Genomic DNA, 15,397 nt, shown 5'->3' on the forward strand with positions numbered 1-15,397 from the left:
CACCTGCCCCCATGCCTCCACAACACGATCAACTCCTGTTTAGCAAAAACTTTTAAAAATACTGTATTGACTCTTTCTATTATTTTTAAGTATATTGATAACGATAATCATTATCATTTATGGGTGAATGGTGATGCACATCAATGGGTCCTGCTGGATCTCTTTTTCACTATACTAATCTATTTTCAGGGGGGAACAAGATTGTTGAAGGTTTGGAAAAATAAATGGATTGCAGGCTTTCTTATCGTCTTACTCATAAGCAACACCCTGCTTGCTGCAGGAATAGGATTTGCGGCTTCAGCGACAGATGAGAATGGCACTTTGCTTTCACTGGATACCGCAAAACAGAAAGCAGATGCAGTAGCAAGCTCCAGCTCAGGCGAGCCTTCCTTTAAGGAAAAGCTGGAAACAGGAGCCTTAAAACAAAGCGGAATCGCCAGAAAATCCGTTGCAGAGGCAACCTATGAAGCATCAGGAGAAACCAACGTAACACAAGCCACCTACGAACCCTCGGGCAAAGTAACCGTAATCGTGGAATTACAAGGTGCCCCGCTTATTTCCAGTGCTTCCACCAAAGCTTTCAGTAATCGACTGAATGCTCTGCAAAGCAGTGGGCGTACCCTCGCAGCCCAGCATGAATCGGTAAAAAGCCAGATTCGCGCTTTCTCCACAAAGGATTCATCTTCCTTAAAAACTTTTGGATTAAGCAAGATGACCGCCCCAAAATTAGAAGTCATCTACGATTATTACATGGTTATGAATGCGATTTCGCTAAAGGTAGACTACCAGCAGTTGAAGGAAATTCGACAATTGCCTGGTGTTAAAAACGCCTGGGTAGCCAGCACCTATGAAAAGGTCGTGCCTAAGCAGTCCATGGAGCCTCTTATGGCGAACAGCTCAGGAATGATCGGTTCTCCTGCGGCAATTGCGGCTGGCTATACAGGAAAAGGAATGACGGTAGCTGTTGTCGATACCGGTCTGGATTGGAAGCATGAAGCCTTTTCCACGCATATGCCTCCCTCATTGACCCTAAAGCATAGCCGCCAAAAGATCAGTGATATCCTAAACAGTACCGATATGTCTGCTGGCAAAGTGAAGGTAGATGATGTCTACATGGATGATAAGGTGCCTTACGCCTATGACTATGCTGACAAAGACACCAATGTTATTCCCTCAGCCAGTTCTGACAACTCCCACGGCACTCATGTGGCAGGCACTATAGCTGCGAGTGGCGATAAATTAAAAGGAATTGCACCTGACGCCCAGTTGATGATCATGAAGGTGTTTGATGACATCAACGGATATACCAATGATGCTGACATCATTGCTGCATTGGACGATTCAGTCAAAATGGGAGCAGATGTTATCAATATGAGCCTTGGCTCCAATGCGGGCTTTTCCACAGCTGGAGAAGCAAGTAAGGACGCCATGTACGGCAGAATTGAAAATGCAGGGATCAACCTGGTGGTCGCTGCTGGCAACAGTTACAGCGCCGCTTATCAAAACCAGTCCGGCTCCAACCTCCCGTTTGCCAATGAGCCCGACAGTTCCATCGTAGCCGCTCCTTCCACCTATGAAGCCGCCTTATCCGTGGCAAGTATGGTGAATAGCGGTATCTCGGACGCCCCTTATATTCTCGCAGGCGATCGAAAAATTATTTTCAACGATACCTCCAGTGCCGCTGATCCCAAAATACAGGCGTTGAACCGTACATACGACTATGTATACGCTGGTTACGGAAGCACGGAGGATATCCGGAAGGCAGGGGATTTAAAAGGGAAAATCGCCTTGATGTCCCGTGGCGGCCAAATAAGCTTCCAGGAAAAGGTCGGCGCTGCCTATGGGGCTGGCGCGGTAGCAGCTGTCATTTTCGACAATGAAACAGGCAAAGCCAACATGGATATCAGCTCCTATTACATCCCGGCCGTTTCCATTACAAAGGAAGACGGAGAGTTCCTGCTGAACCTGGCTGATAAAAAGCTGACGGTGGACGAAAAATTCAGAACAAATGCGCCTAACCCGGATGGATACAAGATGTCGGAGTTTTCTTCATGGGGCGTATCACCAGATTTGAAGCTGAAACCGGAAATCACTGCACCCGGAGAAAATATCTACTCTACCGTTCCCGGCAATCAATATGAGACGATGAGTGGTACATCTATGGCTTCTCCTCATATCGCCGGAGCCGAGGCTATAGTGAAACAATATGTCACCAATAAATTGAATATTGCAGATGCGGTCGAACGGGAAAAGCTAGTGCATACTCTGCTGATGAACACCGCTCACCCTGCCAAGGACGAGGATCAGCAGTATTACTCCCCACGCAAGCAGGGCGCAGGCTTGGCGGATGTGAGCGGAGCAGTCACGACAGGAGCTTATGTGACGGTTAAGGACAATGAAAGACCTAAAGCCGAGTTGGGCTACAACAAAGCAGGAGCCTATTCCTTCACCTTCGATATTCACAGCATGTCGGATGAGGCATTGTCCTATGACCTGAATACAGCGGCTCTATCGGAAAAAATAGTGACGAAGGACGGCAAGAGCCTCTTTGCACAGAAGTCTACAGACTATGCCGGAAAGGGCATCCAGGTACAATACAGCGGTGCAACGGACGGTAAAGTAACTGTACCTGCACATGGGACAACGAGTGTTACTGTGAAAATCACATTGTCGGATGCGCTCAAAGCACAATTGGACCAAGCGACAAAAAACGGAACCTTTATTGACGGATTCGTGATGCTGAATGCAGAAAAGGGTGTAAACCTCTCCATTCCGTTCGTCGGATTCTATGGGGATTGGGGACAACCTCGTATTTTCGATGGTACGGAGTACGGCAAGGAAGGCTACTCTATGCTAGGCAGTACAGTTTATAACTTGTATCCCGGTGTGCAATATCTTCTGGGTCAAAATCAGGTTGCCATTGCCCTGGATCTGAACTGGGGAGTCATGCCCGAGAAATTCGCAATTTCCCCGAACAGCTTGGGGAACAGCTCCAAAATTGTGGGTATCTCAACAGGCATGCTGCGGAATGCAGAAAGCTTGAAGTATACCCTTACCGACCAGGCCGGAAACATGGTCAAAGAGTTTAATTATTCGCACGTGCCCAAATCCATTTACTATCCAGGCTCTGGTGAAATCAGTTGGGCGGAGGCTCTTCTGGGCGACCAGCCTTTCTTTGACGGACTGGACCAGAATAATGACGAGGTACCGGAAGGAATATATACCTTTAAGATTACCGGGGTAGTCGCAGGTACAAACGGGCAAGGAACCGATTCCTGGACCTTTGATTTTGCCTATGACAAAACAGGCCCCAAGCTCGCCGATTACAGCATTTATAAAGAAAATGACAAGACGTATCTGAAGATGACTATCAAGGATAACCATTATACCAGCGGGCTGCAATTAACCACAGGCAATGGCGGCGCATTGTCCAATCTGGTGGCTATCAAGGATGCCGATGAAAAGCTGCCGGACGGAACCTCCGTCAATACAGTAACTATGGATATCACGGATCTGAAGGACAAGCTGACGAAAAACGGTCTTCCTACAGACAAAATCTCCGTAGACATGTTTGACTATGCGTTCAACTACAGCAGTGAAAGTATTGTTCTTGAGCCTGTTGGAACAGAAGGCATTACACTGGATAAGGAAGCTCTCTCCTTAGTCGTCGGTACAACCGAGGATTTGAAGGCAACCATTACGCCGGTAAATGCCACATACAAAGCGATTACCTGGACAAGCTCTGATCCGGCGGTGGCTACCGTCGATACAGAGGGAGCCATTACTGGCGTGAATGCTGGCACGGCAACGATTACGGCAACCTCCAATGGCAAGTCAGCTTCCAGCCAGGTTACGGTCACACCGATCGGCAGCCAAGGCATCGTGCTGAACCGAGCGGCGTTGAAGCTAACCGTTGGTTCAAGCAAGCCCTTGAAAGCGACAACCAACCCCGAAGTGGTTACAGGCCCGATCACCTGGACCAGCTCCAATGAATCGGTCGCCAGTGTGGACCAGAACGGATTGATAAAAGCAACAGCAGCCGGTACAGCAACGATTACGGCGACGGCCTCCGGAAAATCCGCCATCAGCCGGATCACGGTAGAGGCAGTCTCGAGCACTGATTTCACTATTGTGAATGGAGTTCTGACGAGCTACAACGGCCCCGGCGGTCACATTGTCATTCCCGATAGTGTAACCGAAATCGGCGAGGAGGTATTTGCCTACCGCGAGGATATTTTATCGGTGAAAATTCCGGCCTCGGTGAAAAAAATCGGCAGAGCGGCATTCAGCTATGCCAAGGAGCTTAAAGTGATCACTTTATCGGAAGGGCTGGAAGTGATCGGGGAAAGCAGCTTTTCCGACCTCGCCAAGCTTGCACAAATTACGCTGCCAAGCACAGTGAAGGACATCGGCGATAGCGCCTTTGCCCGTGACACAGCTCTGAGATCGTTGCACCTGCCGGATCGTTTAACCCGGATTAATCGAGGCGCCTTCCAGGAAACCCGTGCCCTCACCTCCATTAATATTCCAGAGAGTGTAACGGAAATTGGCGACTATGCGTTCTCTCTTACAACCAGCCTGAAAGAAATCAAGCTGCCGGACGGCCTGACCTCCATTGGCCGTGCAGCCTTCACTTCTTCGGCGATCGGGTCCGTCGAAATACCGAACTCCGTCACTTCCATCGGGGACGAGGCTTTCTGGGGAAGCCGGATCGCTACCGTCCAACTGGGCAGCGGGCTGCTCACCATTGGAGCAAGAGGCTTTGCAGAAACGCAAATCTCATCCGTTACCATCCCGGACAGTGTAACCACCCTGGGAGACTTCGCATTTGCCGAAAATGCGAAGCTAGCCAATGTCTCCATTGGGAAGGGCGTAACTCTAATGGGACAGCAGGCATTTGACAGCAACGGCAGCTCAAGCCTAAAAAATATCGAAGTATCTGCGGACAATACAGCCTTCTCAAGCCAGGACGGGGTGCTGTTCAACAAGGACAAAACAACCTTGATCCGCTATCCTGCCGGACACGGTCGGGATGCCTATACGGTTCCTGACACCGTGACCAAAATCGAAGATTATGCCTTCCATGTTGCAGCCAACTTGAGCTCCATCACGCTTTCGGATGGCCTGCAAACGATTGGAGAGCATGCTTTTGATTCCAGCATTAGCTTGCTTTCTCTGACGATTCCCGACAGTGTCAAAACCATCGGGAAGGCGGCGTTTACCCACTCCGACAAGCTGGAAAGGGTGAAGCTGGGAGACGGGGTAGAAGAGCTGGGTGCGTATGCATTCGCCTATAGTGGCAAGCTGACAAGCATCGATCTTGGCAAAAGCGTCACAAAAATTGGTGACTATGCCTTCCAATACAACAGCAGTCTGGTGGAAATCACGATTCCGGACCAAGTAGAGTCCTTGGGCAGCTTTGTACTGTCCAACTCCGAGCGGCTGTCCATTGTGAATATCGGGAAAGGTGTGACCTCCATTGGCGGTAATCCTTTTGCCAGCTCACTGATGATTAAGAGCGTTAATGTCGACCCGGACAATGCTTCTTATGCCAGTGAGGAGGGTGTATTGCTGAATAAAGCAAAAACCAATCTCATTCTATATCCTGCGGCTAAACCGGAGTCTGTGTATAAAATTCCGGCGACCGTAACAAATATCAGTAACTACGCCTTCCAAAAGGCACAGTTCCTTACAGACATCCAATTCCCCGAGGGATTGTTGACCATTGGTACTTCTGCCTTTAACAGAACGAACAATCTGAAATCCGTGAAGCTCCCTAACAGCTTGACGGAAATCGGAAGCTTCGCCTTTTCTGATACAGGCATCGAAACCATTGTGTTGGGAAGTAACCTGACCAAAATTAATGACTGGGCTTTTGCTTTCTCCAATCATTTGAAGTCCGTTGCCATTTTGGACAGTAATACCACACTCGGAGAGTTTGCTTTTGTTGGTTCTCCTAACCTCAGAACGGTCATTTTGGGTGAGGGTGTATCCGACATTGGCCTGGGAGCATTTAGCGACACACAAGACCTTACCCTTTACGGGTGGTCAGGTTCCAAGGCTGAAGCATATGCGGAAAGCAATTCCATTCCGTTTAAGGTATATACGCCATTGTCCGTACAGTTAAAAGCCAAGCATGAAGCAGCAGATGGCATCATCGCCCTGAGCGCGGAGGCTGTCGGTGGAATCGGCAACAAAACCTACTCTTTCCGGGCACTGAATGAAGACAGTCAGGAGACAGTAACGCTTGATACCTATTCAACTGGCGACACCTATCAGTGGGCAACTCCACAGGTCGGCAAGTATATCGTTTATGCAGATGCGAAGGATGAAACCGGAGTAAGCAAAACCGGTGCCCGGCAAATCGAGGTGCTGGCGTCGGGTGAAGTGATCATTTCGGCCAACCCGGCTACCATCAGTCCAACATCCCGCAACTTTGACCTTGGCCATCCAACAGATGTGACTACGGAAATTACCTGGAACGAAGCCCATAGCGTTACCCAAGTGGTCTATGGCGTGAATCAAGGCCCTAGCCGAAGTGTCACAGAAGCGGTCTATAACAGGGATGCACTGGTCGAAGGCCACGATTATATCGTAAAAGGAAATACCCTGACATTGAAAAAAGGCTTCCTGTCCGGCCTAAACCTAAAAGAAGGCGACACAGTCAGCATTGAATTGCTCTTTGACTTTGGAGACAAGGCTGTCCTGACCGTTCGCGCTATCGAAAATAAAGTGGTAGCCGATGCAAGCCTCCGTCCGGCAACGGCCAGCTTTGATCAAAAATCGGGCAGACAGGAGGATGTAAAAGCCACGATCATCTGGAACGATGCTTCCTCCATTACCGATATCAAACAAGCGGGAGCATCCATCGGAGCAACGGCTTATACTGTAAACGGCGATGTCCTGACGATCAAAAAAGAGTATCTGGCAACGCAACCGAAGGGCAATCTCCCGTTAGCCGTGCAATTTGATAAAGGCAACGATGCTGTATTGATGATTCAGATTTCCGACACAAGCAGCAGCAAAGATGACGGTGACGACCAAGACGACGATAGCGACAATAGCAACGGTAGTAATGGCAATAATTCCAGTGGCAGCAGCGGCAGTAGTAGCAGCGCCAGCGGAAGTTCCACAACCGCGACACCGAGCACAGCCTCGTCTGTCCGCGTACTGGATGCCAAGGGGAATCCCATTGAATCATTTACTACCAAGCTGAACAGCAGCACAGGGCTGGCGACAATTACAATGGATTCCGATTTCCTCAGCAACGCCTTCGCTGCATCCCAGGCGGATGGCAAAGGAATGAAAACGCTAGAGGTCACCGTTGAATCGAATCAAGCCAAATCCTATGAGCTGACGCTACCAACAAGCTTTGTAGCCAGTGCGGATGCATCCCGTGCCATTCAAATTAAGACAGGGATGGCAGTCGTTACCCTCCCAGGCAACATGCTCGGGACTGCAGAAGCAGCAGGAGCGCAGCATATTACGCTGGAATTAAGTTCAGGCAGCAACAGCAAGCTGGATGCACAAGCGCGATCTCATATCGGCACTCGTCCTGTGATTGAACTGAATCTGAAGGCCAACGGCAAGCGATTGCCATGGAATAACAACAATGCGGTTGTAACCGTGGCTATTCCTTATGTGCCTACAGCAGCAGAAATGAAAAATTTAGAGCATATTGCCATCCAGTATGTTGATGCAGCAGGTCATGCTACTCCGGTGACCTCAGGAAAATATGACGCATCCATTGGAGCCGTTCGCTTTACCACGCATCATTTTAGCCAATATGCTGTAGCCTATGTGGACAAATCCTTTCAGGATTTAGGTCAACACACTTGGGCCAAGAAGCAAATTGAGGTCCTGTCCTCCAAAGGCGTCATCAACGGTACGACGGAAAATAATTTCTCTCCTGCGGCCAAAATCACCCGCGCGGAATACCTGACGCTGCTGGTGAAAACGCTGGGGCTGACCACAAGTTTCGACAGCAGCTTTGCCGATGTTAAGCAAGGAAGCTACTACTACGAAGCAGCAGGCATTGCCAAAAAGCTTGGCATCGCAGGCGGCTCCGGTGACAACAAATTTAATCCGAATGCCCCTGTATCCAGACAGGATATGATGGTCATGACCGACAAGGCCCTGCAAAAGGCAAACAAGCTGGCTGCCACAACCTCGACGGCTGCACTGGATTCCTTCAGTGATCGTGCAGATATTGCTGGTTATGCTGCTGCAAGCTTGGCTGCGCTGGTGCAGGAAGGTCTCATTACAGGATCAGACGGCAAAATAGCCCCCAAAGCACCAACCACTCGTGCCGAGGCTGCTGTATTCCTGTATAGAATCTATAACCAAAATTAAAATCTTCAAAAATAAATTCAGTCTGGCATAGCAGCAAATTCAAAAAGGAGATGAATCCCTGGTGGGGGGTTCGTCTCCTTTTTGGTATTTACTCAAAAAAGCTTCATTATTGTCCTATTCGGGAGTTCAGACTATCGCTCAGCGATGATACTGACCGCTTGTAGATGGTCGGCGTACTTTACAAACTGTTTGCGCATACCCATAACTCTTGCCCGGGCAGCACGGTTGCGCATAAGATTAAAGGCAATTTTGCCAAACCTCAACCAGCCCTCATCCTGAATGATACGTGGCAGATGCAATAAGTGCATGGGGACCGTATAGATTTTAACAACCTTAAAGCCTTCCTCTTTCAGCAGCTGTTCCCATTCCGATACCGTCATCGGTGTCGCATTCACTCTCATGGCTACAGCCAAATCCTTGTAAATCTGCTTTCTGAGCTCAGGCTCAATATCATTTGAAGCTAAGCACATCTCATGGATAGCATACTTCCCGCCCGTTTTCAAAAGCCGTCTGGCTTCCGAAATAATCTGTCCTTTCTTGGCTCTTGTGTGCATCGTCAGCATAGCTTCCCCATATACCACCGTCGCAGAGGCATCCGGCAACGGAACCTGTTCAGCGTCGGCAATAATTACTTCCCGGTTTGCTCCGTTTGCATACGTTTTTACAATAGAAGCCGCCTTCTCATTCTGTTCAATCGCAATATAACGGCGGGGATTAAGCTGCAATGTGATTTGGGCAGTGATGCCCAATCCGGGAGCAAACTCAATAACCACATCCTGCCCGGTTACGTCAAGTCCTTCGATCATCCAACGTGTCGTTTTTAACCCTCCGGGCCTAAGCACGCGCTTACCGAGACTTGCCAATACCCAGTGCCCTGGCACCTGTTTGTAATCTACTGTCTGCATGGCCATCAACACCTCTTCTCAAAATTCGATAATGATATTCATTATCAATGCGAGTGTAAAAAAATTTAACATTTTTCAATTTTTGATTTATATAGCGATGGTGATGTGCTCTCTTTTATATGTTTTGCGCATAGCTTTCACTTGGCGTTTTGGTCAACACCACATGCAGACTGGAATTCGCCTCTGCACCACCACGATAGGAGAAGTGCTCATCTCCTGTAACATGAATGATATCCCCTTGCACAACTGCCGTTTCTTCACCATTCACAGTTACCGTACCGTTACCTTCAAGAACAAGCAAATATACATTGGCTTCTGGATGATTATGTGTTGGCAACTCGGCATTCGGAGTGAAGTTGAGAACAAAGATTACATTGTCGGCTTCCTTATGCACAATTCGTTTTGTAAACGCAGCTTCTTTATATTCCTGAAATTGAATAAGGTTTGTTTTTTTCATATAGATTCACGCTCCTGTTTGAAATTAGATTTGCTTGTGATGGATTGAATACCCGGCATGTTCTCAGGCTCCTCAATCTATATGACCTTATTGTATTGAAATATTTCGCTCGTCTTGTGATTGCAATCACTAAACTAAATTTAAGTCAAAAATACTTTTAAATATTCAAAAATTTGATTTCAATCAACTTTTTCATCGTTACATCCAACTAGAATCGAATTGTGCTAGACAAACAAAAACAAGCAGGAGGTTGTTCCTATGAAACCAGGATTCCAACTGGCAAAGGATATTTATTGGGTAGGAAAAATTGATAATCGTGAGGTTCCCTTTCATCGTCTTCTACTATCAAAGGGTACAACATATAATGCATATTTGCTAAAAACTGGTAAGCCAACCATTGTAGATACCGTAGATATGGCGTTCGGCAGAGAATTTGCAGAGGCTGTAGCCGAATTGATCGATCCGCTGGACATTCAATATATTATTGTCAACCACACGGAACCGGATCACTCCGGCGGACTGGCTGCGCTTGCTGCCAAGGCAACGAACGCTACGATTGTCTGCACAGAGATTGCCGTTCCGGAAATTCAGCAAATGTACAAGCTTCAGCATCGCAACTTCCTCGTCATCAAGGATGGGGATCAACTGGATATTGGAGGCAAGACATTGCTGTTCAAGGAAACACCTTACCTTCATACGGAAGAAACCATGATTACGTATTGCGTGGAAGACAAAATCTTGTTCCCGTGTGATATTTTCAGCACACACGTGGCTGTGGAGCATCTATTTGCCGATGAAGCCGGTTTTGATATCACCGAGGACTTTATCGGATACTATCAGGCTATTATCCATCCGCACCGCAGATATGTACGTACATTAATCAACGCGGTTGCTGACCTGGATATTGAGATGATTGCTCCTTCCCACGGCTTTGCGATCCGGCACGATATTGCCAAATTCATTGATTTGTACGCATCTATGAGCACCGAAACCAAGGATGATAGAAAAGTAGCGATTGTTTATGCCACCTTAAAAAATAATACTAAAAAAATGGCAAACATCCTGAAAGACTGCTTTTTGGAGAACCAAATCAAGGTAGAGCTATGGGACGTAGATAAGGCAGATGAAACGGAGATTTTGAATAGTATTGCCTCAGCGGATGCTGTTTTCGTCGGTAGCTCTACCAAATATGCTGACATGACGGGCAAGCTGGAAGACCTGCTGCAAAAAATGCAAAAGATGAATCTGGAAGGCAAGCTGGCTGCTGCCTTTGGTTCCTACGGCTGGAGCGGAGAAGCCATTGAAGTTGTACAGGATTACTTGAACGGTACCAATATGAAGGTCCAAAGCACTTCCGAGGTAATCAAATCAACCGGTATGACGCATGTGGAATTCCCGGTACGCATCCGCTTCTCTCCTACAGAAGATGAAAAAGTGAAGAAAATTAAAAACGCCGCTGAATTTGTCTCGGATCTACTGCTTAGCGTCATTTGAGCAAAGGGAGCTTATAGGGGATAGGAGAGATACTGAATGGGTAATCAACATTACGCTATTATCGGAGGGAGCGTTGCCGCCATTAACGCGGCAAAAGCGATCAGGGATCATGATGAGCTGGCCGAAATTTCTATTTACGGGGAAGAAGCATCCCTGCCGTATAACCGAGTCAAGCTTTCCAAGGGACTATTCACTGACCTGCACAGCGATAAAATCCTGATCAAAAAGGAAAAATGGTTTGCCAGTCAACGAATTCATGTGTATTCCGGCATAAAGATCACCGCGATACATGCAGAGGACTGCACCATCGAAACAGCCAACGGGCAAACCGTTGCTTACGACAAGCTGCTGCTGTGTACAGGAGCCCACAACCGCAAGCTTTTGCTGGACGGAGCTTCACTAAGGAACGTTCACAATATCCGGTTTCGGCAAGATGCAGACAGACTTAAAGCGGAATTGCGACAAGGAGACCGGATATGTATCATCGGCGGTGGTATTCAGGGTGTAGAAACCGCCTGGTCCTTCCAGCAAGCCGGGTATTCCGTAACCATTTTGGAAGCTTCGCACCGGCTTATGCCCCGCCAACTGGATGAGAAGGCCTCTGCTATCTTGACCCAACGGATTACCGAACAGGGCACCGAGGTAAGGCTTGGGCAAGGTGTAAAGCATATTACAGGCACAGATCACGTAGAAGGTGTAGAACTACAGGACGGCTCTGTGATTCCCTGCGAGCATGTCGTATATTCTATCGGAATCGTACCCAATACTGAACTTGCTCACCAAATCGGCCTTGATATTGGACACGGCATTCGGGTGAATGCACAGATGGAGACCAGCTTTCCCAATATATATGCGGCAGGTGATGTAGCCGAATTTCAGAATAGAGTGGACGGATTATGGGAAAGTGCCATAGAGCAAGGAAAAATAGCAGGCGCGAATATGGCGGGCACTTCCGTCGATTACCAGCGTCCCATCCCTGTCACCCTGTCCAACAGTTATGAATGCCCCTTGTTTTCCATAGGTCTGGTAGACGAACAAGTCTGTGACACCAGCCTGACCCGTGAAAATCAAGTTTCTTATACACGTATGTTCATACAAAACGGCTCTATCTGCGGCGTGATCGGCTTTGGGGATGCTCTCGCTTCACTTCCATATAAAACAGCCATCCTCCAGGGACTCAAACCGGATGCGCCAGAGCTTACAAAAATTTTAGGATGACAAGGAGATCTAAACATGAAAAAATATGTATGTCAGCCCTGTGGATATATTTATGATCCTGCTGTGGGTGATCCTGATGAAGACGTTATGCCAGGTACAGCGTTCGAAGACCTTCCGGAAGACTGGGTTTGTCCAGTCTGCGGTGAGGATCAGAGCCATTTTGCCCCAATAGATGATACAGAATAACAAGAACACGCTATACTTTTTAGTTTCCGGTTTATGAATGGAGTGAATGAATGTGAATGAGATGTCCTGCCCCTGTGAGTGCGCAAAGGAGCCCTGTGCCCGCAAAGTACCTATCTTTTCCTCTTTGTCCTGCGAAGATTTGTGCAAGGTCAGCTCCATGATCCGGCACCGAAAATATCAGAAAGGCGAGGCCTTGATTGTCGAGGAACAGGCATCCGATACGTTGTACATTATTAAAAGCGGGCATGTCAAGCTGCTGAAGATGACGCCTCAGGGTAAAGAACAAATTCTTCACATTCTGACAACTGGCGATTTTTTTGGCGAGTTGAATATATTTAATAACGACGAGCTAAGCAATTTTAGTGCGTATGCCCTAAAGGATACTGATATTTGTATGCTCACCAAGGATGATATGGAGGAGTTGATTCGCAACAATCCCGATATCTCTTTGAAGCTGCTCAAAACGATTACCAAACGCTTGGCCCATACCGAAAACCTGGCTCAAAGCCTGGCTACCAAAGACCCGGAAATCCGCATCGCCTATATGATTCTTGAGCTTGGGCATAAATATGGCAAACCGGACGGATCTCACATTAAAATAAACCTCCCCCTTTCACGCGAGGAAATGGCTAATTACGTAGGTGTCACACGTGAAACCATCAGTCGCAAATTCGGAAAATTCGAACAGCTGGGGATTATTCATACTAAGGGTACACGAGAGATTACCATCTGCGATATAGAGAAACTGAACGAATATATGGATTGAATAAAAACCGCTTCTTTGAGCTTATGGCTTGTGGCACCTTGACCACTTCCCATTTGCCAAAGAGCGGTTTCTTTTGTTCTGTACATGTTGCAATCAGCTATTTTTCCATCGTTGTGTTCACGGCTTGAGAAGACGCTCCCCATGCAGGTTTCCCGGAAGGAAGCCCTGACGGAACCCTGTCCTTGGCAGGAGCGGCCTCAATCGTGTTGGATTTGGAGCAATCCCATACGACTTTGACCAAATACCCAAACAGCAGCACGTTCAACAACGAGGTCACACACAATATGATACCGTACTGATCCCGGGAATTGGAGCTATAGAAAATATCAAAGGTGTTCAGGAAAATCGTAAGGCTGAATCCACCCGCGAGCCACAAAAATCTTCGATCCCTCAAATACAGATACGCCAGTACCGCCAACGCAGCGGCAGGGAACAAGTATCGTTCATGCATGCTGGAAGCAAAGGTAAATACACCTGCAATTAGCACCAGTGCAGCCGCTGCCGCAAATTGTGGTTTCCGACTGCGGGTATACATCCACCACGTAAACAAAGTCACCAGTACAATGCAGATCATGCCCCATTTATGGTAGCTGAACAGGAACAACGTCGTAGTATCCTGCGTATAATTGCCGCCAATCAGTGCGAAGAAGTTATACGCGTTCACGGAAGCATACGGATACTCGCCAACCGTTCCCTTGTATAAATCAAGCAGCCATAACGGCTCCTGCCCCCACGAAAAAGGCAATATGACCAGAATTGTCGTCACAACGGCTGCACCTACAGCCAGCAACCAAGGTTGAACTTTGCGTTGTCTCAGCAGCTCGAAGAACAGAATCGGGCCATAAATAATCCCCTGTGGCTTCATCAACACCGCTATCGTAAACAATACGGTAGACCAGCCGATCCGGTTTTCCACCAGCAGCACAATCATGCCCACAATCAGCATGGTAAAGAATGAATCTACCTGTCCCCAGAAGGTCGAATTGATAAATACAGCCGGGTTAAACACATAGAATATAGCCAGCCCGAGGCTAATTGCATAGCCGACCCGTTTGCTTGCCAGCCGATACAGCATGTACGCTGTCACGATATCGGCTAATATATTCGGAAGCCGCAGCAGCACAGACATATAGGGACTGAAAGCATCTGTAGAACCGATTTTACCGATCACATATAAAATATAAATATAGAACGGCGGATAATCACTTGATCCATTCGTGTAAAAGCCCGATAAGCTATCCGCTGCCGTGGTAGCCCAGTTACGGAACAGCATTAAATCCATGTGACCCGAAATCCATGGGGCTATTGCCATTCTTAAAAAGAACCCCACACTCAGCACGGTCCACAGCATCAGCCCCCGGTTACGTTCCCCGAGCTTCCATTCACGGGCCCGAAAACGGTATGCAATAAACACAAACGCACCGAAGAATACAGCGGCGAAGATCGCCAGCGGAGTCGCATAAGCAGATGAAGACTGTCCGCCTCTTCCACCACCCATACCACCGCCGGGTCCGCCCATGCTCTTACCAGAGCCACCGTTACCGGACATGCCGCCCGGACCTCGGTGCTGCCCGTCTCTGACAGCACCTTTGCCCCCGGATGTGGAATTGTCATTCCCCGCCGTTGTACCTTTATCACCCGTTGTCGAAGTACCTTGGGTAGATGAATCGGCAGATTGGCCTGTCGTTCCTTGACTCTTACCGTCAGAGCTGTTCATGGTATCCGTCGATGTCGAATTTGAGCGGGTATCCTGCCCTATATTTCCCGCTCCACGATTTCCAGCGGTCTGTCCGTTCGAAGGGCGTTGCCCCGGTGCTCCCATGCCTCTACCGAGTCCACCGCCTCCTCCAAATCCGCCGGACGGGCCCTGTCTAATAGCAGCAGACTGGGATGCCGAGCTGCCAGAATAACTCCATAATGAAACCACACTAACCACAGCACACAATACGAGACTGAACAGAAGTATATATTTCAGCCGGTTCTCTTTCCACACGTTCAAATCCGATGCACCTCTCTCTG

General features: G+C 48.2%; 8 protein-coding genes. 5 read left to right on the forward strand and 3 right to left on the reverse strand.

Features of this window, described 5'->3' with window-relative positions; genetic code table 11:
* Window positions 1-201 precede the first annotated feature (201 nt).
* On the forward strand, window positions 202-8,352 hold the full coding sequence (locus HPL003_RS05830; RefSeq protein WP_014278700.1) for a leucine-rich repeat protein: 8,151 nt from the start codon (window positions 202-204) through the stop codon (window positions 8,350-8,352).
* 131 nt (window positions 8,353-8,483) lie between these two features.
* On the opposite strand, the gene HPL003_RS05835 is transcribed toward HPL003_RS05830, so the two are convergent.
* Both HPL003_RS05835 and HPL003_RS05840 read right to left on the reverse strand, forming a co-directional pair.
* Window positions 8,484-9,257: a class I SAM-dependent methyltransferase gene (locus HPL003_RS05835; RefSeq protein WP_014278701.1), complete on the reverse strand. Its 774-nt coding sequence runs from the start codon at window positions 9,255-9,257 to the stop codon at window positions 8,484-8,486.
* A gap of 115 nt (window positions 9,258-9,372) precedes the next feature.
* Window positions 9,373-9,714 carry a cupin domain-containing protein gene (locus HPL003_RS05840; protein ID WP_014278702.1) on the reverse strand — a complete coding sequence of 114 codons (342 nt, stop codon included), beginning with the start codon at window positions 9,712-9,714 and terminating at the stop codon, window positions 9,373-9,375.
* A gap of 258 nt (window positions 9,715-9,972) precedes the next feature.
* Here HPL003_RS05840 and HPL003_RS05845 point away from each other — a divergent pair, with 258 nt between their 5' ends.
* The 4 genes from HPL003_RS05845 to HPL003_RS05860 all read left to right on the forward strand — a co-directional run bounded on the left by HPL003_RS05845 (window position 9,973) and on the right by HPL003_RS05860 (window position 13,378).
* Window positions 9,973-11,208: an FprA family A-type flavoprotein gene (locus HPL003_RS05845; RefSeq protein ID WP_014278703.1), complete on the forward strand. Its 1,236-nt coding sequence runs from the start codon at window positions 9,973-9,975 to the stop codon at window positions 11,206-11,208.
* Window positions 11,209-11,244: 36 nt separating this feature from the next.
* Window positions 11,245-12,426: an NAD(P)/FAD-dependent oxidoreductase gene (locus HPL003_RS05850; RefSeq protein WP_014278704.1), complete on the forward strand. Its 1,182-nt coding sequence runs from the start codon at window positions 11,245-11,247 to the stop codon at window positions 12,424-12,426.
* Between the two features lie 15 nt (window positions 12,427-12,441).
* Window positions 12,442-12,612 (forward strand): rubredoxin, encoded by a 171-nt coding sequence (gene rd, locus HPL003_RS05855; protein ID WP_014278705.1) that lies wholly within the window; start codon window positions 12,442-12,444, stop codon window positions 12,610-12,612.
* A 61-nt stretch (window positions 12,613-12,673) separates the two neighbouring features.
* Window positions 12,674-13,378, forward strand: coding sequence for a Crp/Fnr family transcriptional regulator (locus tag HPL003_RS05860; RefSeq protein ID WP_043922565.1), 705 nt, complete (start codon window positions 12,674-12,676; stop codon window positions 13,376-13,378).
* Between the two features lie 97 nt (window positions 13,379-13,475).
* Here the strand turns inward: HPL003_RS05860 and HPL003_RS05865 are convergent, their stop codons facing one another.
* Window positions 13,476-15,200 carry a glycosyltransferase 87 family protein gene (locus HPL003_RS05865; protein ID WP_043922566.1) on the reverse strand — a complete coding sequence of 575 codons (1,725 nt, stop codon included), beginning with the start codon at window positions 15,198-15,200 and terminating at the stop codon, window positions 13,476-13,478.
* Between the last annotated feature and the right edge of the window lie 197 nt (window positions 15,201-15,397).

The sequence above is a fragment of the Paenibacillus terrae HPL-003 genome, assembly GCF_000235585.1.
Classification (GTDB): domain Bacteria; phylum Bacillota; class Bacilli; order Paenibacillales; family Paenibacillaceae; genus Paenibacillus; species Paenibacillus terrae_B.